The sequence below is a fragment of the Streptomyces sp. NPDC021622 genome (assembly GCF_040640795.1).
Taxonomy (GTDB): domain Bacteria; phylum Actinomycetota; class Actinomycetes; order Streptomycetales; family Streptomycetaceae; genus Streptomyces.
In genome coordinates, this window is record NZ_JBFACK010000010.1 from 168,874 (window position 1) to 185,410 (window position 16,537).

Annotated in this window: 18 protein-coding genes; 7 read left to right on the forward strand and 11 right to left on the reverse strand. The window is 71.6% G+C overall.

Annotation, left to right across the window (positions count from 1 at the left end; all coding sequences use genetic code 11):
• Nucleotides 1-5: 5 nt before the first annotated feature.
• From AB0G47_RS21355 to argC, 4 genes are read right to left on the reverse strand one after another with little or no spacing between them, the layout of a single operon-like run.
• On the reverse strand, nucleotides 6-1,232 hold the full coding sequence (locus tag AB0G47_RS21355; RefSeq protein WP_360772064.1) for an acetylornithine transaminase: 1,227 nt from the start codon (nucleotides 1,230-1,232) through the stop codon (nucleotides 6-8).
• Nucleotides 1,229-2,167 carry an acetylglutamate kinase gene (gene argB, locus AB0G47_RS21360; RefSeq protein WP_360772067.1) on the reverse strand — a complete coding sequence of 313 codons (939 nt, stop codon included), beginning with the start codon at nucleotides 2,165-2,167 and terminating at the stop codon, nucleotides 1,229-1,231. The genes AB0G47_RS21355 and argB overlap by 4 nt, the downstream gene beginning before the upstream one ends.
• Nucleotides 2,164-3,318 (reverse strand): bifunctional glutamate N-acetyltransferase/amino-acid acetyltransferase ArgJ, encoded by a 1,155-nt coding sequence (gene argJ / locus AB0G47_RS21365; RefSeq protein WP_360772070.1) that lies wholly within the window; start codon nucleotides 3,316-3,318, stop codon nucleotides 2,164-2,166. Before argJ ends, argB begins: the two co-directional genes overlap by 4 nt.
• Nucleotides 3,315-4,343 (reverse strand): N-acetyl-gamma-glutamyl-phosphate reductase, encoded by a 1,029-nt coding sequence (gene argC / locus AB0G47_RS21370; protein WP_360772073.1) that lies wholly within the window; start codon nucleotides 4,341-4,343, stop codon nucleotides 3,315-3,317. The genes argJ and argC overlap by 4 nt, the downstream gene beginning before the upstream one ends.
• A gap of 191 nt (nucleotides 4,344-4,534) precedes the next feature.
• Between argC and AB0G47_RS21375 the strand changes: the two genes are divergently transcribed.
• The 3 genes from AB0G47_RS21375 to AB0G47_RS21385 all read left to right on the forward strand — a co-directional run bounded on the left by AB0G47_RS21375 (nucleotide 4,535) and on the right by AB0G47_RS21385 (nucleotide 6,588).
• On the forward strand, nucleotides 4,535-5,008 hold the full coding sequence (locus AB0G47_RS21375) for a VOC family protein (protein ID WP_360772076.1): 474 nt from the start codon (nucleotides 4,535-4,537) through the stop codon (nucleotides 5,006-5,008).
• Between the two features lie 93 nt (nucleotides 5,009-5,101).
• Complete coding sequence (locus tag AB0G47_RS21380) at nucleotides 5,102-6,088, forward strand: aldo/keto reductase (RefSeq protein ID WP_360772078.1); 987 nt, start codon at nucleotides 5,102-5,104, stop codon at nucleotides 6,086-6,088.
• Between the two features lie 35 nt (nucleotides 6,089-6,123).
• Nucleotides 6,124-6,588, forward strand: coding sequence for a DUF6314 family protein (locus tag AB0G47_RS21385; RefSeq protein ID WP_360772081.1), 465 nt, complete (start codon nucleotides 6,124-6,126; stop codon nucleotides 6,586-6,588).
• 5 nt (nucleotides 6,589-6,593) lie between these two features.
• Here the strand turns inward: AB0G47_RS21385 and AB0G47_RS21390 are convergent, their stop codons facing one another.
• The 3 genes from AB0G47_RS21390 to AB0G47_RS21400 form a co-directional block, all read right to left on the reverse strand.
• A complete protein-coding gene (locus AB0G47_RS21390) occupies nucleotides 6,594-7,187 on the reverse strand; it encodes a histidine phosphatase family protein (RefSeq protein WP_360772084.1) in 594 nt (197 codons plus the stop codon).
• 81 nt (nucleotides 7,188-7,268) lie between these two features.
• On the reverse strand, nucleotides 7,269-7,709 hold the full coding sequence (locus tag AB0G47_RS21395; RefSeq protein ID WP_360772087.1) for a GNAT family N-acetyltransferase: 441 nt from the start codon (nucleotides 7,707-7,709) through the stop codon (nucleotides 7,269-7,271).
• A 61-nt stretch (nucleotides 7,710-7,770) separates the two neighbouring features.
• Nucleotides 7,771-9,216 carry a PLP-dependent aminotransferase family protein gene (locus AB0G47_RS21400; RefSeq protein WP_360772090.1) on the reverse strand — a complete coding sequence of 482 codons (1,446 nt, stop codon included), beginning with the start codon at nucleotides 9,214-9,216 and terminating at the stop codon, nucleotides 7,771-7,773.
• Between AB0G47_RS21400 and AB0G47_RS21405 the strand changes: the two genes are divergently transcribed.
• Both AB0G47_RS21405 and AB0G47_RS21410 read left to right on the forward strand, forming a co-directional pair.
• Nucleotides 9,215-10,210, forward strand: a complete 996-nt coding sequence (locus AB0G47_RS21405) for a DMT family transporter (protein WP_360772093.1) — start codon at nucleotides 9,215-9,217, stop codon at nucleotides 10,208-10,210. The two genes, AB0G47_RS21400 and AB0G47_RS21405, sit on opposite strands and share 2 nt — an antisense overlap.
• A 75-nt stretch (nucleotides 10,211-10,285) precedes the next feature.
• A complete protein-coding gene (locus tag AB0G47_RS21410; protein ID WP_344528111.1) occupies nucleotides 10,286-10,480 on the forward strand; it encodes a DUF1918 domain-containing protein in 195 nt (64 codons plus the stop codon).
• Between the two features lie 31 nt (nucleotides 10,481-10,511).
• On the opposite strand, the gene AB0G47_RS21415 is transcribed toward AB0G47_RS21410, so the two are convergent.
• Entirely contained in the window at nucleotides 10,512-11,744 is a 1,233-nt protein-coding gene (locus AB0G47_RS21415; RefSeq protein ID WP_360772096.1) for a family 10 glycosylhydrolase, read from the reverse strand.
• 180 nt (nucleotides 11,745-11,924) lie between these two features.
• Here AB0G47_RS21415 and AB0G47_RS21420 point away from each other — a divergent pair, with 180 nt between their 5' ends.
• Complete coding sequence (locus AB0G47_RS21420) at nucleotides 11,925-12,785, forward strand: 3-hydroxybutyryl-CoA dehydrogenase (RefSeq protein ID WP_266868918.1); 861 nt, start codon at nucleotides 11,925-11,927, stop codon at nucleotides 12,783-12,785.
• A 177-nt stretch (nucleotides 12,786-12,962) separates the two neighbouring features.
• Nucleotides 12,963-13,220 (forward strand): hypothetical protein, encoded by a 258-nt coding sequence (locus AB0G47_RS21425; RefSeq protein WP_360772098.1) that lies wholly within the window; start codon nucleotides 12,963-12,965, stop codon nucleotides 13,218-13,220.
• Here AB0G47_RS21425 and AB0G47_RS21430 read toward each other — a convergent pair.
• From AB0G47_RS21430 to AB0G47_RS21440, 3 genes are all read right to left on the reverse strand, one after another.
• Entirely contained in the window at nucleotides 13,217-13,759 is a 543-nt protein-coding gene (locus AB0G47_RS21430; protein WP_360772101.1) for an NUDIX hydrolase, read from the reverse strand. The two genes, AB0G47_RS21425 and AB0G47_RS21430, sit on opposite strands and share 4 nt — an antisense overlap.
• A 76-nt stretch (nucleotides 13,760-13,835) precedes the next feature.
• A complete protein-coding gene (locus AB0G47_RS21435) occupies nucleotides 13,836-15,185 on the reverse strand; it encodes a transcriptional regulator (protein WP_360772103.1) in 1,350 nt (449 codons plus the stop codon).
• A 277-nt stretch (nucleotides 15,186-15,462) separates the two neighbouring features.
• Entirely contained in the window at nucleotides 15,463-16,449 is a 987-nt protein-coding gene (locus AB0G47_RS21440) for a PP2C family protein-serine/threonine phosphatase (protein ID WP_360772432.1), read from the reverse strand.
• Between the last annotated feature and the right edge of the window lie 88 nt (nucleotides 16,450-16,537).

A 16,537-nucleotide genomic window follows, 5' to 3' on the forward strand; every position in this document is an offset into this window, starting at 1 on the left:
TCGTCTCATTCTCCGGATCGTCCGTCCCCGTTGGCTTCAGCGGCCTTCAAAGCCTCGGCAGCCGTTTCCAGGACGCCGGGCAGCGCCTGGAGGAACGCGTCCACCTCGTCGTCGCGGACGTTCAGCGGCGGCATCAGCCGTACGACATCGGGGGCGGGCGCGTTCACCAGGAAGCCGGCGTCCTGAGCCGCCTGCTGCGCCTGGGGCGCGAGCGGCTCGGTGAGCACGATACCCAGCAGCAGGCCCGCGCCCCTGACATGGCCGACGAGCGGGTGGCCGAGTGACTCGATTCCGTCGCGCAGCTTTTCGCTCGCCCGCTTGGTGTTCTCGAGCAGGCCCTCGGTCTCGATGGTCTCCAGGACGGCGAGGCCCGCGGCGCACGCGACCGGGTTTCCGCCGAACGTCGTGCCGTGGTGACCGGGCTTGAAGAGCTCCGCGGCCGCGCCGAACGCGACGGTCGCGCCGAGCGGCAGTCCGCCGCCAAGACCCTTCGCGAGCGTGACGACATCCGGCTGGACGCCCTCGTGCGCGAGGTACTCGAACCAGTGGCCGGTACGGCCGATTCCGGTCTGCACCTCGTCCAGGACGAGCAGCGTCCCGGTGGCCGCGGTGATCTCCCGGGCCGCCTTCAGATAGCCCGCGGGCGGCACGACGACGCCGTTCTCGCCCTGGATGGGCTCGATGATCACGAGGGCGGTGTCGGTGGTGACCGCCGCGCGCAGTGCCTCGACATCGCCGTACGGGACATGCGTGACGTCGCCGGGCAGCGGCAGGAACGGCTCCTGCTTGCCGGGCTGGCCGGTGAGCGCGAGCGCGCCCATGGTCCGGCCGTGGAAGCCGCCCTGGGTGGCGACCATGTGCGAACGGCCGGTCAGGCGGCCGATCTTGAAGGCGCCCTCGTTGGCCTCCGCGCCGGAGTTGCAGAAGTACACCTTCCCCTCGCGGCCGAAGAGCTGGAGCAGCTTCTCGGCGAGCGCGACGGGCGGCTCGGCGACAAAGAGGTTCGAGACGTGGCCGAGGGAGCCGATCTGGGCGCTGACCGCCTCGACGATCGCCGGGTGGGCGTGGCCGAGCGCGTTGACCGCGATGCCGCCGACGAAATCGACGTACTCATTGCCGTCGGCGTCCCACAGCTTGCTGCCCGCGCCGCGCACCAGGGGCAGCCGGGGCGTGCCGTAGTTGTCCATGAGCGCGCCCTGCCAGCGCGCGGTCAGCTCCTGGTTGCCGGTCATTCCGCTTCCCCCTCTGCGTCGGGCACGACCATGGTGCCGATGCCCTCGTCGGTGAAGATCTCAAGCAGGATCGAGTGCTGGACACGGCCGTCGATCACGCGGGCCGTCTCGACGCCGTTGCGTACGGCGTGCAGACAGCCCTCCATCTTCGGGACCATGCCGCTGGCCAGCTCGGGCAGGAGCTTCTCCAGCTCGGCGGCGGTGAGGCGGCTGATCACCTCGTCGCTGTCGGGCCAGTCCTCGTAGAGGCCCTCGACGTCCGTGAGGACCATCAGGGTCTCGGCGTCCAGCGCCGCAGCGAGTGCCGCAGCCGCCGTATCAGCATTGACGTTGTAGACATGTCCGTCGTCCTGGGAGCGGGCGATCGAGGAGACGACCGGGATGCGGCCGTCGGCGAGCAGGGCCTCGATGGCGCCGGTGTCGATCTCGGTGATCTCGCCGACCCGGCCGATGTCGACCAGCTCGCCCTCGATGCGGGGCGTGTGCTTGGTGGCTGTGATGGTGTGCGCGTCCTCGCCGGTGAGGCCGACGGCGAGCGGGCCGTGCCGGTTGAGCAGGCCGACGAGCTCGCGCTGCACCTGTCCGGCGAGCACCATGCGTACGACGTCCATGGCGTCCTCGGTGGTGACGCGCAGGCCCGCCTTGAACTCGCTGACGATGCCGTGCCGGTCGAGGGCCTTGCTGATCTGGGGTCCGCCGCCGTGCACCACGACGGGCCTGAGGCCCGCGTGGTGCAGGAAGACGACGTCCTGCGCGAAGGCGGCCTTCAGCTCCTCGTCGATCATGGCGTTGCCGCCGAACTTGATGACGACGGTCTTGCCGCGGTGCCGGGTCAGCCAGGGCAGCGCCTCGATGAGGATCTGCGCCTTGGGCAGTGCGGTGTGCTTCCGGGCGGTGGGCTGGCCGGCGCTGTCCTTGCTCGTGTCCTTGCTCATGACGAGTACGCGCTGTTCTCGTGGACGTAGTCGGCGGTGAGGTCGTTGGTCCAGATCGTGGCGGTCTCGTCGCCCGCGGCCAGGTCGGCGGTGATGACGACCTCCCGGTAGCGCATGTCGACCAGCTCGCGGTCCTCGCCCACGGAGCCGTTCTTGCAGACCCAGACGCCGTTGATGGCGACGTTCAGCAGGTCGGGCTCGAAGGCGGCGGACGTGGTGCCGATCGCGGAGAGCACCCGGCCCCAGTTGGGGTCCTCGCCGTGCAGGGCGCACTTGAGGAGGTTGTTGCGGGCGATGGACCGGCCGACCTCGACGGCGTCGGCCTCGCTCGCCGCGTTCACGACCTCGACCTTGATGTCCTTGCTGGCGCCCTCGGCGTCACCGATCAGCTGCCGCCCCAGGTCGTCGCAGACCTCGCGCACGGCGTCGGCGAACTCGGCGTACTCCGGGGTGACTTGGGCCGCGCCCGAGGCGAGAAGGAGCACCGTGTCGTTGGTCGACATGCAGCCGTCGGAGTCGACCCGGTCGAAGGTGAGCCGGGTGGCGTCCCGCAGCGCCCGGTCCAGGACGTCGGCGCCGAGGTCGGCGTCGGTGGTGAGGACGACGAGCATCGTGGCGAGGCCCGGCGCGAGCATGCCCGCGCCCTTGGCCATGCCGCCGACCGTCCAGCCGTCCTTGGTGACGACGGAGGTCTTGTGCACGCTGTCGGTGGTCTTGATGGCGATGGCGGCCTTCTCGCCGCCGTGCGCGGAGAGTTCACCGGCGGCCGTCTCGACGCCCGGCAGCAGCTTGTCCATGGGCAGCGTGACGCCGATGAGTCCGGTCGACGCGACGGCGACCTCGCCGGCGTTCACCCCGTCGAGCACCTCGGCGACCTTCTCCGCGGTGGCGTGCGTGTCCTGGAAGCCCTGCGGGCCCGTACAGGCGTTGGCGCCACCGGAGTTGAGGATGACGGCGGAGACCAGGCCGCCCTTGAGCACCTGCTCCGACCAGAGGACGGGGGCGGCCTTGACGCGGTTGGAGGTGAAGACGCCCGCGGCGGCCAGGCGGGGCCCGGTGTTGACCACGAGGGCCAGGTCCGGGTTGCCGTTCTGCTTGATCCCGGCGGCGATGCCCGCGGCCGTGAATCCCTTGGCTGCCGTCACACTCACGGCGCGACTCCGATCGTAGTGAGCCCGGTGGCCTCGTCGAGGCCGAGGGCGATGTTCATGCTCTGCAGGGCGCCGCCGGCGGTGCCCTTGGTGAGGTTGTCGATGGCGCCGATCACGATGACGCGGCCCGCCGCCTCGTCGTACGCGACCTGGATCTGCACGGCGTTCGAGCCGTAGACGGCGGCGGTCGCGGGCCACTGCCCCTCGGGGAGCAGGTGGACGAACGGCTCGTCGGCGAAGGCCTTCTCGTACGCGGCCCGGACGGATGCGGCGGTGACGCCGTCCTTCGCCTTCGCGCTGCAGGTGGCGAGGATGCCGCGCGGCATCGGGGCGAGGGTCGGCGTGAAGGAGACCGAGACGGGGGTGCCCGCGGCGGCGGAGAGGTTCTGGATCATCTCGGGTGTGTGCCGGTGCACGCCCCCGACTCCGTACGGCGACATGTTCCCCATGACCTCCGAGCCGAGGAGGTGCGGCTTGGCCGCCTTGCCCGCGCCGGAGGTGCCGGACGCCGCGACGATCACCGCTTCGGCCTCGACGAGGTCCGCCGCGTACGCCGGGAAGAGCGCGAGCGAGACGGCCGTCGGATAGCAACCGGGCACCGCGATGCGCTTGGCCCCCTCCAACGCCGCGCGGGCGCCCGGCAGTTCGGACAGCCCATAGGGCCACGTGCCGGCGTGCTCGCTGCCGTAGAACTTCTCCCAGTCCCCCGCGTCCTTCAGCCGGAAGTCGGCGCCCATGTCGACGACGAGGACGTCAGGGCCGAGCTGCTCGGCGACGGCCGCGGACTGCCCGTGGGGCAGGGCCAGGAAGACGACATCGTGGCCGGCGAGGACCTCGGTGGTCGTCGGCTCCAGGACACGGTCGGCGAGCGGGAGCAGATGCGGCTGGAGCGTGCCCAGGCGCTGACCCGCGTTCGAGTTGGCGGTCAGAGCGCCGATCTCCACCTCGGGGTGGACGAGCAGCAGACGCAAAAGCTCTCCGCCCGCGTACCCACTCGCCCCTGCCACTGCTGCGCGTACCGCCATGGAACCCTCCTCTTGGATGGCATGACTATACGTGTCGCTGCACGTTTATGCAATGTGCCGCATGGACCGCGGCCGGCGAGCGGTGTCGCCGCGCGAGCCGCTCTTTCCAGCTGTGCCGCAGCGATGAGTTTCCGCAGGGACCACGGTCAGTACAGGAGGACGCAGCCTCCACCGAACGGCAGGAGAGAGTCATGCCCCGCATCACGCCCAACCTCTGGTTCGACACCCAGGGCGAGGAAGCCGCCAAGTTCTACGTGTCGGTCTTCCCGAACTCGAAGATCACGAATGTCTCCTACTACGGCGAGGACGGCCCGCGGCCGGCCGGGACCGTGCTGACCGTCGAATTCGAGCTCGACGGGCAGCCGTACCTGGCGCTCAACGGCGGCCCCGAGTTCACCTTCAACGAGGCGGTCTCCCTCAGCATCGACTGCGCCGACCAGGAAGAAGTCGACTACTACTGGACGAAGCTCTCCGAAGGCGGCGAGGAAGGCCCGTGCGGCTGGCTCAAGGACAAGTTCGGACTGTCCTGGCAGGTCGTCCCCCAGGACCTGGTCAAGCTCCTTGCCGACCCGGACGCGGGGCGGGCGCAGCGCGCCATGAAGGCCATGCTCGGCATGAAGAAGATCGTCGTGGCGGAGCTGCACAAGGCGGCCGGCCAGGCCTGAGCACGGCAACCACCGCATAATCGCCTTGACTTGGAGTCGACTCCAGCTCCTAGGGTCGGAGACGTCCACCCAGCTCCACCTGGAGGTACCGGCATGACCACCCTTCCCGCGCGCCGTCTCGGCGCACTCACCGTCTCGGCGCAGGGACTCGGCTGCATGGGGATGAGTCACGCCTACGGCGCTTCGGACGACACCCAGTCCATCGCGACCATCCACCGTGCGCTCGACCTCGGCGTCACCCTCCTCGACACGTCCGACTTCTACGGCAACGGCCACAACGAGGAGCTGATCGGCCGCGCCCTGGCCGGCCGGCGCGACGAGGCGGTCCTCGCCACGAAGTTCGGCTTCGCCAACAAGCTCGGCGAGCCGACGCGGATCCGGGGCGACGCGGCCTACGTACGAGAGGCGTGTGACGCGTCGCTGCGGCGCCTCGGCGTCGACCACATCGACCTGTACTACCTGCACCGCGTGGACCGGAGCGTGCCGATCGAGGAGACCGTCGGCGCGATGGCCGAGCTCGTCGAGGCCGGGAAAGTGCGCCACCTTGGGCTCTCCGAGGCGAGCGCGCGGACCATCCGGAAGGCGCACGCCGTGCATCCGATCGCCGCGCTGCAGAGCGAGTGGTCGCTGTGGACCCGGGACCTCGAGGAGGAGATCGCCCCCGTCTGCCGGGAGCTCGGCATCGGGCTCGTGCCCTTCTCGCCGCTCGGCCGCGGCTTCCTGACCGGGCGCTACACCTCGACCGACGCCCTGCAGGAAGGCGACATGCGGCGCGGCCAGCCGCGGTTCGCCGACGGGAACCTGGAGCGGAACCTGGCCGTCGTCGAGGCCCTGGAGGAACTCGCCGCCAAGAAGGGCGTCACCGCCGGGCAGCTCGCCCTGGCCTGGGTGCAGCACCGCGGGGACGACGTGGTGCCGATCCCGGGCACCCGACGGGAGAAGTACCTCACGGAGAACCTGGCCGCCGCCACCCTCGAACTCTCCCCCGACGAGCTCACCGCGATCGACGCGGCGGCACCGGCGGGCGCGGTCGCCGGGACGCGGTACGACGAGGGCAGCCTCACGTTCGTCGACAAGTAGACATGCCGGGTGTGGCCCCGCGTAGCCTGCGGGGCATGCCCTTTCCGGATGAAGCAGCCGAGCCGTACGGCGTACCCGACGTACTGGCGTACCTGGCCGGCACCTGGCAGGTGGAGCGGACGGCACAGGACCTGGCGGGCGACGCGGAGGGGCACTTCTCGGGGGCGACGGTCTTCAGCCGGGCGGACGGTGGCCTGGTGCACCACGAGTCGGGCACCTTCACCTGGCGGGGCACCGCACGCCCCGCCGAGCGCACCCTGCGTTTCCTGCCCGGCGAAGAGCCCGGCACCGCGGACGTCCGCTTCGCCGACGGGCGCCCCTTCCACGGCCTGGACCTGCGCACCGGCCGGCACCGCACCGACCATCCGTGCGCGCTCGACCTCTACCGGGGCGAGTTCGAGGTGTACGACGAGGACCACTGGTGGACGCGCTGGCGGGTCGCGGGCCCGGCCAAGGACCTGATCCTCACCACCGAGTACACCCGGCAGCGGCCGGTCTGAGCGCGCTACACCGCGGCGGCGCTCTCCCCCACGCCCGCGATCCGCAGGCTCCAGCGGCCGCCGTGCCCGGTCAGGGTGACCGTCGACAGGGGGCGGACGTCGATGTTCCAGTACGTCGACGGGGGTGCCTTCAGGGCGTAGACGAGGGCCGCCCTGACCACCGCGGGCTCCGCCACGGCGAGGATCCGGGAGCCGTCGCCGACCGGGCGGGTGTCGAGCCAGCCGCCGACCCGTGAGATGAAGGCCAGGAGCGACTCACCGCCGTGCGGCGCGGAGCGCGGATCCCGCAGCCAGGCGTCGACCGCGGCCGGCTCGCGCGCCGTCACATCGGCGAGGGTCAGACCGCGCCACCGCCCCATGTCGCAGTCCCGCAGGGCAGGCTGGGCCAGCGGCGCGAAGCCCAGGGCGTCGCCCGTGCCGCGGCTGCGCGGCGTGGGCGAGCAGTAGCGCAGCTCGGCCGCGGCGAGCGGAAGCAGCGCGGGGGCGGCGAGCTGCACCTCGTGCCAGCCCGCCTGGTCGAGCGGCCGGTCGTCGTCGAAGCGCTCCGCGAGCAGCGAGGCGCTGCGTGCGGCGGCGATGAGCGTGACGCGTACGTGCATGCGGTGATGTTGGAGTGCCCGGCAGCCCAGGTCAAGGTTTCACCGTGCGTACGCGAATGGCCCGGGCGCCCCCGAGCCCGCTCACTGACGCCCCAGCGCCATCCAATTCCCCGGAGCCTCAAGGGCCTTGAAGCCGACCTTCTCGTACACCCCGTGCGCGTCGGCCGTGCCCAGCAAAATCCGGCGCAGACCGTACGGCGCCAAGTGGTCCCGGACGCCCGCCACGAGCGCGCTCCCCAGACCCTTTCCACGGACCGACCGGTCGACGTACACATCACAGAGCCAGGCGAAGGTGGCGCGATCGGTCACTATCCGGGCATAGGCGACCTGGTCGCCGGAAATCGACTCGTACACACCGAAGTTGAGCGATCCGGCGATCGCCAGGTCCTGCTGCTCGCGGGGCCGGTCAAGGGCCCAGTACGCGTCGGTGGAGAGCCACCGGTGGACGCGCTCGGCGTCGAGTCGGGCGGGGTCGGTGGACAGTTCGTAGCCGGCGGGAAGCGCCGGGTGCGTATCGGTCATGGGGGCAGGCTGGCAGCCGCCACGGCCGGCCGTCGAGCGGATTTCGCCTGCCGAAGGGCCGTCACCCTGTGGTGGCCCACACCTCGTCGCATGCCGTACGCAGCCTGCGCACCCCCTCCTTGATCTCGCCCACCCCCGCCAGCGCCGCGAAGCTCAACCGCAGGTGTCCCGCCGGGGGTTCGGCCGCGAAGTAGGGGCGGCCGGGTGCGACGGCGACGCCCGCGCGCAGGGCGGCGCTCACCAGGGCCGCCTCGTTCATGCCGTCGGGAAGGCGCAGCCAGAGGCTGTAGCCGCCGGCGGGGATGTGCGGCACGGCCAGTTCGGGCAGGCCGATGCGCAGGGCCGCCGCCATCGCGTCCCTGCGGTCCTTCAACTGGCCCGCCACCTGGCGCAGATGGCGCGGCCAGGCCGGCGAGCCGACCAGTTCGAGCGCCGCCTCCTGGAGCGGTCTCGGCACGAAGAAGTGGTCGACGACCTGGATCGCGCGCAGCCGTTCGAGGACCGGGCCGCGGGCGACGAGCGCGCCCACCCGGAAGCTCGGCGACGTCGCCTTGGTGAGCGAGCAGACGTGCACCACGACGCCGTCGGGGTCGTCGGACTGGAGCGGTCGCGGCAGCGGCCCCGCGTCGTCGTGGACCAGGCGGCGCACGAAGTCGTCCTCGACGACGAAGGCCCCGGCCTCGCGGGCTATGCGCAGCACCTCGGGCCGGCGCTCGGCGCAGAGCACGGCACCCGTGGGGTTCTGGAACAGCGGCTGGCAGACGAAGACCCGCGCCCCGGTGGCCTTGAACGCCGCAGCGAGCAGCTGGGGGCGTACGCCGTCGGTGTCGACCGGCACCGGCACCGGACGCAGGCCCGCCGCGCGGGCGATCGCCAGCATGCCGGGGTACGTCGGCGACTCGACGAGGACCGGGGCGCCCGGCGGTGCGAGCGCCCGCAGCGCCGTGGTCAGCGCGCTCTGCCCGCCCGCGGTGACCAGCACCTCGGCGGCCGTGATCGCGCCGCCGATGCCCCGCGCGAACCACTCCCGCAGCTCGGGAAGCCCGTCGACCGGCGGCCGCCCCCACGCCCCGGGCCGCCGCCCCGCCCGCGCGAGGGCCGCCGCCATCGCGCGCTCGGGCTGCAGCGAGGGGTGCAGATAGCCGCCGTTGAACTCGATGACGCCGGGCGGCGGCGCCGTGAGGGTGACCAGGACACCGGAGGCGTCCACCGCGCGCGGCACCAGCTCCGCGGCCGAGTCCGCGCTCAGCGACACCTCCTGCCACGAGGTGTCCCCCGCCGGTGCGGGGGCGGCCTGCGGCTCCGCGCGGAACACACCGGCGCCGGGCCGGGTGACGACGAGACCCTCGGCGGCCAGCTGGGCAAGGGCCCGCGACACGGTCACCGGGCTCACCCTGAAGCGGTCGACAAGGGCCCGGCTCGACGGCAGCTTTCCACCAGGTGAGTAGCGGTCCAGCTCATCCCTCAGCCGTTTCGCCAACTCAGCCACACTGCTACTCTCATGCATGACAGCACAGGATAGCGCTACTCGCCCGAGTCGGATAGCAGTTGCCGAGGTCGCGAGCAGCACCACGCGGACGGCCGCCGCCGAGGCCGCGGGCTCCAGGAGGACCACCACGAGCCCCGGGCCGGCCGGGCACGGCTCCCGCCGGGCCGGCACCGTCCTGGCCGCGCTCGGCGTCACCGCTTTCTCGCTCACCTTCCCCTCCACCGCCTGGGGCCTGGAGGGCTTCGGCCCCTGGACGTTCGTGGCCCTGCGGGTCGTCCTCAGCGCGGTCATCGCGGGCGGCGCGCTGCTCGCCCTGCGGGTCCCGTTCCCCGCGCGCCGCCACTGGGCCGGGCTCGCGGTCGTCGTCGCCGGCGTCGTCGTCGGCTTCCCGCTGCTCACCACGCTCGCCCTGCAGACCTCCACCACCGCGCACGCGGCCGTGGTCGTGGGCCTGCTGCCGCTGACGACCGCCGTGTTCTCGGCGCTGCGGACCGGGGCCCGCCCCTCGCGGATGTTCTGGGCGGCGGCCCTCGCCGGCGCGGCCGCGGTGATCGCGTTCACCGTGCAGCAGAGCGGCGGCGCCCTGACCACCGCCGACCTCTATCTCTTCGGCGCGCTCCTGATCTGCGCGGCCGGCTACACCGAGGGCGGCCGGCTCGCCCGCGAGATGCCGGGCTGGCAGGTGGTCGGCTGGGCGCTCGTGCTGTGCCTGCCGCTCGCCGTGGCCGGGGCGGCCGTCGCCCTCCAGTACGAGTCCTTCGAGCTCACCGGGCACAGCACCGCCGGTCTTCTCTACGCGGCCATCGGCTCGCAGTTCCTCGGCCTGGTCGTCTGGTATCGCGGCATGGCGATGATCGGCGTACCCAAGGCGAGCCAGCTCCAGCTCGCGCAGCCGCTGCTGACCCTGGTCTGGTCGGTGTTCCTGCTCGGCGAGCACCTCACCATCGCCGCGCCGCTGACCGCCGCCGCCGTCCTCGTGTGCATCGCCGTCACCCAACGGGCCCGCGGATAGGGCCTCATCCCACCACCCGACGTAGACTGACGGCCACGGATCGCTACCGCGGGTGGGACGAGGAGGTCGCTCCAGATGCGCGCAACCGTAGGCGACAAGCTGGTGGTGCACGGCAGGGTCGTCGGCCAGCACGACCGGATCGCGGAGGTCGTCGAGGTGCTCGGCACGGACGGCGGCCCGCCGTACCGCGTCCGCCTCGAGGACGGCCACGAGACGGTGATGTCACCGGGCCCCGACACCGTCGTACGGCACCAGGACCCGGCCCAGTAGACCGGCAGCGGCGCACAGGCCGCCCCGCGGTTCAGCGCGGGGGCCTGGCGCGCTCCTGATAGTGGTCGGCGACGACCCGCGCCATGGCGCCGATCCTGTCGACGCCCACTTCCTTCGCCGAGAAGTAGACGTGCCCGCGCACCTGCGGGTACCCCTTGGCGTAGGTGAGGTGGCGGGACAGCTCGGCCGGGTCCTGCCAGGGCGCGGCCTGCGCCGGGTCGCCCGCCTTGTACAGGGCCTCGCCCACATAGAGGCGTACGCCCGTGCCCTCGACGACATCGGCCCACCAGGGCAGCAGCTTGCCGTAGTCCGCGACGGTGAAGCCGATGTTCCAGTAGAGCTGCGGGCAGATGTAGTCGATCCAGCCCTTCTTGACCCAGCCGCGGGTGTCGGCGTGCAGGTTGTCGTAGGTCTGCACGCCCGCCTGGGTGTCCGAACCGAGCGGGTCGGTCGAGGCGTTGCGCCAGACCCCGAAGGGGCTGATCCCGAACTCCGCGCCCTTGCGCAGCTTGTGCACCCGCCTGCCCATCTCGCGCACCAGGCGGTCGATGTTGTCCCGGCGCCAGGCGGCCCGGTCCGGGAAGCCGCCGCCGTAGCGCGCGAAGGCCTCGTCGTCGTCGAAGACCTGCCCCGCGACCGGGTACGGGTAGAAGTAGTCGTCCCAGTGCACCGCGTCGATGTCGTAGTGGCGCAGGGCGTCGAGCATCGCGTCCTGGACGAAGCGCCGTACCTCGGGCAGGCCGGGGTTGTAGTAGAGCTTCCCGCCGTACGGCACGACCCACTCCGGGTGCAGCCGTGCGGGGTGCGTCGGCACCAGGCGTGAGGGGTCGGTGTGGTTGGCGATGCGGAAGGGGTTGAACCAGGCGTGCAGTTCGAGCCCTCTGCGGTGTGCCTCGTGCACGGCGGTGCCCAGCGGGTCCCAGCCGGGGTCCTTGCCCTGCACTCCGGTGAGGCACTCTGCCCACGGTTCGTACGGCGAGGGCCACAACGCGTCGGCGGTGGGCCGTACTTGGAAGATCACGGCGTTGAGCCGGCGCCGCACGGCCGTGTCGAGATGCGCGATCAGCTCGGCACGCTGCTCGTCCGCGGTGAGGCCCGGCTTCGACGGCCAGTCCCGGTTGGCGACGGTCGCCAGCCACATCCCGCGCAGTTCGCGTCGTGACGGAGCGCGTTCGGGAACTGCCGCCGCGTCGCCCGCCGCTGTGAGCCCCGCCACCATCGCGGCCGCCGCAATCGTGAATCCACGGCGTGACATACGCCTCATCCGCTCGCCCCCTTTGCCCGATATTCGCCGGAACCGCTGCTTGTACCGGACAGCATGCCCGACCCGGCACGTCATGCACCGGAGGTTCGGCGGTAACGTTCGTCGGCGGGGCAGGCACCGCACTCGAACGGGGGACCTGCCGGCCCGTTGATCAGCGAAAGGCACGAGGTGACCGACTCTATGCCCGACATCGAACGCGTCGGAGTAGTGGGCTGTGGCCAGATGGGCGCCGGGATCGCGGAGGTCTGCGCCCGCTCCGGACTGGATGTGAAGGTCGCGGAGACCACCGGCGAGGCCCTGGAGATCGGCCGCACCCGGCTCTACAACTCCCTCTCCAAGGCCGCCGAACGCGGCAAGATCACGGAAGAGGAGCGGGACGAGACGCTCGCCCGGCTCAGCTTCACCACCGACCTCGGGGAGTTCTCCGACCGCGATCTGGTGATCGAGGCCGTCGTCGAGAACGAGGCGGTCAAGACCGAGATCTTCCAGGTGCTCGACCAGGTGGTGACCCGGCAGGACGCGATCCTCGCCTCCAACACCTCCTCCATCCCGCTGGTGAAGCTGGCCGTCGCGACCTCGCGTCCCGACCAGGTCATCGGCATCCACTTCTTCAACCCGGCCCCGGTGCAGCAGCTCGTCGAGCTGATCCCCGCGCTCACGACGTCCGAGGGCACGATCAGCCGCGCGCAGGCCATGGTCGAGAAGATCCTCGGCAAGCACGCGATCCGCGCCCAGGACCGCTCGGGCTTCGTGGTCAACGCGCTGCTCATCCCGTATCTGCTCTCCGCGATCCGGATGTTCGAGTCGGGCATCGCCAGCCGCGAGGACATCGACAACGGCATGGAGATGGGCTGCGCCCACCCGATGGGCCCGCTCAAGCTCGCCGACCTGATCGGCCTCGACACGGTCGCCTCGGTCGCCGACTCCATGTACGCCGAGTACAAGGAGCCGCTGTACGCCGCTCCCCCGCTGCTCCAGCGGATGGTGGACGCGGGCCGGCTCGGCCGCAAGTCCGGCTCGGGGTTCTACCCCTACGCCTGACATCTCGTACCGCATGCGGGCCCGGCACTCGACAGAGTGCCGGGCCCGCGGCGTTCACACACCGTGTGCGCAATGGGCTCGCATATGCCCTTCGCACACTCTCCCGCCTTGGCCACCAGGCGAGTTGACTTTCCGTGCGCATCAGGGGGATGGACAGCTACCGAAAGGAGCGGACTCGTGACCGCCGACCCCGAGCATCGCGTGGTCCCGCAAGAACTCGCCGAGTTACGCCGCAGCTTGGACGTGGGCCTGGCCCGCGTCGACGGACAGCTGGCGTTGCTCACCCAACACGACGAACAGAGCGTAAAGAACCAGGACGAACTGACCATGCGGATCGCCGCACTCGAGCACACTCGCTGGCCGCTGCCCGCCCTTCTCGCCCTCACGGCGGTAGGCGCGCTCGCCGTGGCGGTCTGGCAGGCCATCGGCCATTAGTGCGCGTCCTGGCCAAGTCGCAGGTGGTGCAGGAGCAGGAGCGCCGCCGCCATGTTGGCGGCCGGGACCTCACCACGGGCCACCATGTCGGGGACGAGTTTGAGTGGGACCCATTCACGGCGGTCGGACTCGAAGTCGTCTTCGGGATGGCCGATGTAGGTGCACTCGTCCGACCAGTAGATGTGGTGCCTGGCATCGGTGAGTCCGTTGGACGGCTCGACACTCATCAAGTGCCGTAACGGGCCCGGCCGCCAGCCGGTCTCCTCCTCCATCTCGCGGGCCGCCGCGTACGCGATGTCCTCGCCGTCCTCGACGACACCCGCGGCCAGTTCCCAGCCCCAGCTGTCGGTGATGAAGCGGTGCCGCCAAAGGAGCAGCACTTCGTTGGCCTCATTGACGACGGTGGCCACGGCGACCGGCCGCAGCCGTATCAGGAAGTGGTCGAGATGCCGGCCGTCCGGCAGTTCGACATCCGCCAGGTTGACGGTGAACCAACGGTTTCCATACACAGTTTGTTCGCTTTGTTTCGTCCACTGCACGGTTCTGCCACCTTCCGCCGAGTAGATGGCAATATCGCAGCAGCGGGGGTTTCAGAGCAGTGGTACGCGGTGCACGTCACAGAGGTACGCGCAGTGCCCCGTCGATGAGTTCGGCCGCCTCGGCCGTGCCGGCGCAGTCGCTGCGTACGAGATGTTCACGCACAGCCCGCAGCCGGTCGCGCAGCCGCTGGGACTCCATCCCCCGTGCCTGTTCTGCCATTTCCACCGCCGTGGCCACGGCCTCGTCGGTGTTCCCCTGGCGCAGTTCGATCTGGCTGAGCATGGCGAGCCGGTGGACCCGGCCCCGGTCGTGCGCCGGGGTGTCCACGGCGGCCGCCGCGTGCTCACGTGCTCCCGTGAGGTCGCCGAGGCTGAGCAGCGCCTCCGCCACTTGTACGTTGACGAGCCCGGGCTGGACATAGCCGGTCTCGGCCGGCTCGCGTCCCCGCCGGATCCGGTCCGCCGCGGCCTCCGCACGCCGGATGCAGGACAGCGCGCTCCTGCCGTCGCCCAGATGCGCGTACGCCTTGGCCTGCATGGCGTACAGATCGGATGCGAGCGCCGGGGTGAGGTCGCGCCCCGCGGCGCGCAGCGCGGCCTCGGCGAAGGCCACCGCCTGCCGGAACTCCCGCATGAAGAGGGACTGGTTGACGAGGAGCGCGATGACGTAGGCGCCAAGTCCCCTGTCGCCACTGGCCTTTGCCAGGCGCAGGGCCTGGTGGAAGTAGCGCTGGGCCAGACCGTGCGCGTCCGAGTCGTAGGCGCAGATGCCCGCGATGGCCACCAACCCGCCGGTGGAGCGGTGCAGTTGGCGTCCGGTCGCGTCGGTGTAGCTGCCGCGCAGAAGCGGCGCCGCCTCGGCGTTGAGGAAGCCGACGATGCGGGTGCGCGTCGCGATGCCGCCCGTCTTGCGGTACATCTGCTCGTAGTGGGCACGGGCCGCGCGCATCATGTCGATGTCGGCCACGCTCACCGGGTGCCGTCCGCCGCGTGACACGTCCACGTCCTCGGGCGGGTTCTCCCACTCCCAGACGGGCATCACCGCGGGCGTGCCGGTGACCGCGGGGGCGCCGAGCAGATGCGGGCGCTGCTGTTCGTCGGAGCGCCACAGTGCGGTGGCCCGTTCCACGAACCCCGAAAGCGTCGAGGCCGCGGAGCCGAGTCTCGCGGCCGGCAGGCCCGGCACGCCGAGGCCGATGTCGTCGAGGGTCACGGGGCGCTGGAGCCGCCCCGCGAGGACTTCACAGATCAGGTCGGGCACCTGGCCGCGCGGACGCTGGCCCTTCAACCAGCGGGAGACGGCGGTGTGTTCGTAGCGCAACGCGAGACCTCGCTGCTTCCCGGCCTGGTTGACATGGGCGGCCAGGCCAGCGTGGGAGATTCCGGCTTCGTCGAGGATCGCGTCGAGCAGGGTGTTGGGCTGCATGGAGGCCCTCCGGTGGCTCGGTGTCGCCAGCGTAGTAGAGGTGTCTTCACACGGGGTGTGAACGGAGTGCGCGAATCCGGGGGGTGCGCGCTCTGCCGCGGCCCCTCCCGTCACGCTTGACTGAGGTTCCTCACAAGGAGGCCGGCCGGGCCGCCGGCTCCCCCTCGAAAAGTACGGCGGCCCTCACTGGCGCCGTCCGCCCCGCTGTCTGCCCGACAACTCCAAGGCGGGGCCGGGCGGCGCATGGCCGGCGCACCAACGGGCCACTGACCGGACGTCAGCTCATCGTGCTCGCGCTGCCCACCGCCTCGCCCTGTAAGGGCACCCGCTTGCGGTCGTTGCGCAGGACGAGCAGCGCCGCGTCGTCGGCGGGCAACCGTCCGGCGTGGCACAGGAGTTGGTCGTACACCGCACGGATCACGGCCTGCGGCACGACCGGCGGGACCCGCACCGCTTCGGTGAGCGCCTCCCGTAACGGGAAGAACTGCCCAGCGGCGTCCCGCGCGTCCTCCACGCCGTCCGTGTGCAGCACGAGCGCCTCCCCCGGAAGGAGTGAACCGCAGTGCAGCAGGGGCAGTTCGGGCGGCAGCGGAAAGGGCCCGAGCGGCGGCAGCGGCTCACCGCCGCGGACCGGCTCGGCACGGCCGCTCAGCCGGTGCGGCCAGGGGTGGCCGCAGTTCAGCGCGGTCACTTCACCGTCCGGGCCGATCTCCATCAGGAGTACGGTCACGAACTCCTCGGCCACGGGACTCTCCGGCGCCGCTCCACCGCCGGCCGGGTGCTCGGCCCGCGACCGCTCGCGCAGATGCCGCCCGAGGGCCCGCTCCAACCGCCGCAGCACGAGCGGCAGTTCGGGCTCCTCGTGGGCCGCCTCGCGGAAGCTGCCGAGCACGGCGGCGGCCGTCGCGAGCGCGGCGAGGCCGTGCCCGCGGACATCGCCCATGACGACGCGGACGCCATGGTCGGTGGCCGCGACCTCGTACAGGTCGCCGCCGACGGACGCGCCCCGGGATGCGGAGAGCCGCCCGGCCGCGACGGTGAGGCCCTCGACGCGCGGCGGCAGCGGTCGAAGCAGCACGTTCTGGGCGGCGCCCGCGATCTCGCGCAGCTGCCGCAACTCCCGCAGCAGCCCAGCCCGGACGTGCAGTATCAGCCCCGTGCCGACCGCGAAGAAGACGGCGCTGGTGACGATCCGGGCGCCGAGGCCGTCCTGCTGGGCGAGCGGGCAGGCGAGTTTGTACGTGATGGCGACCGCGCCCCACACCGTCGGCAGACCGAGCGTGAGCGCGCGCCGGATCCGCGGCGGGTCGGCACCGGGCAGCCGCCGTCCGGTCGGCGCTCCGGTCCTCGCC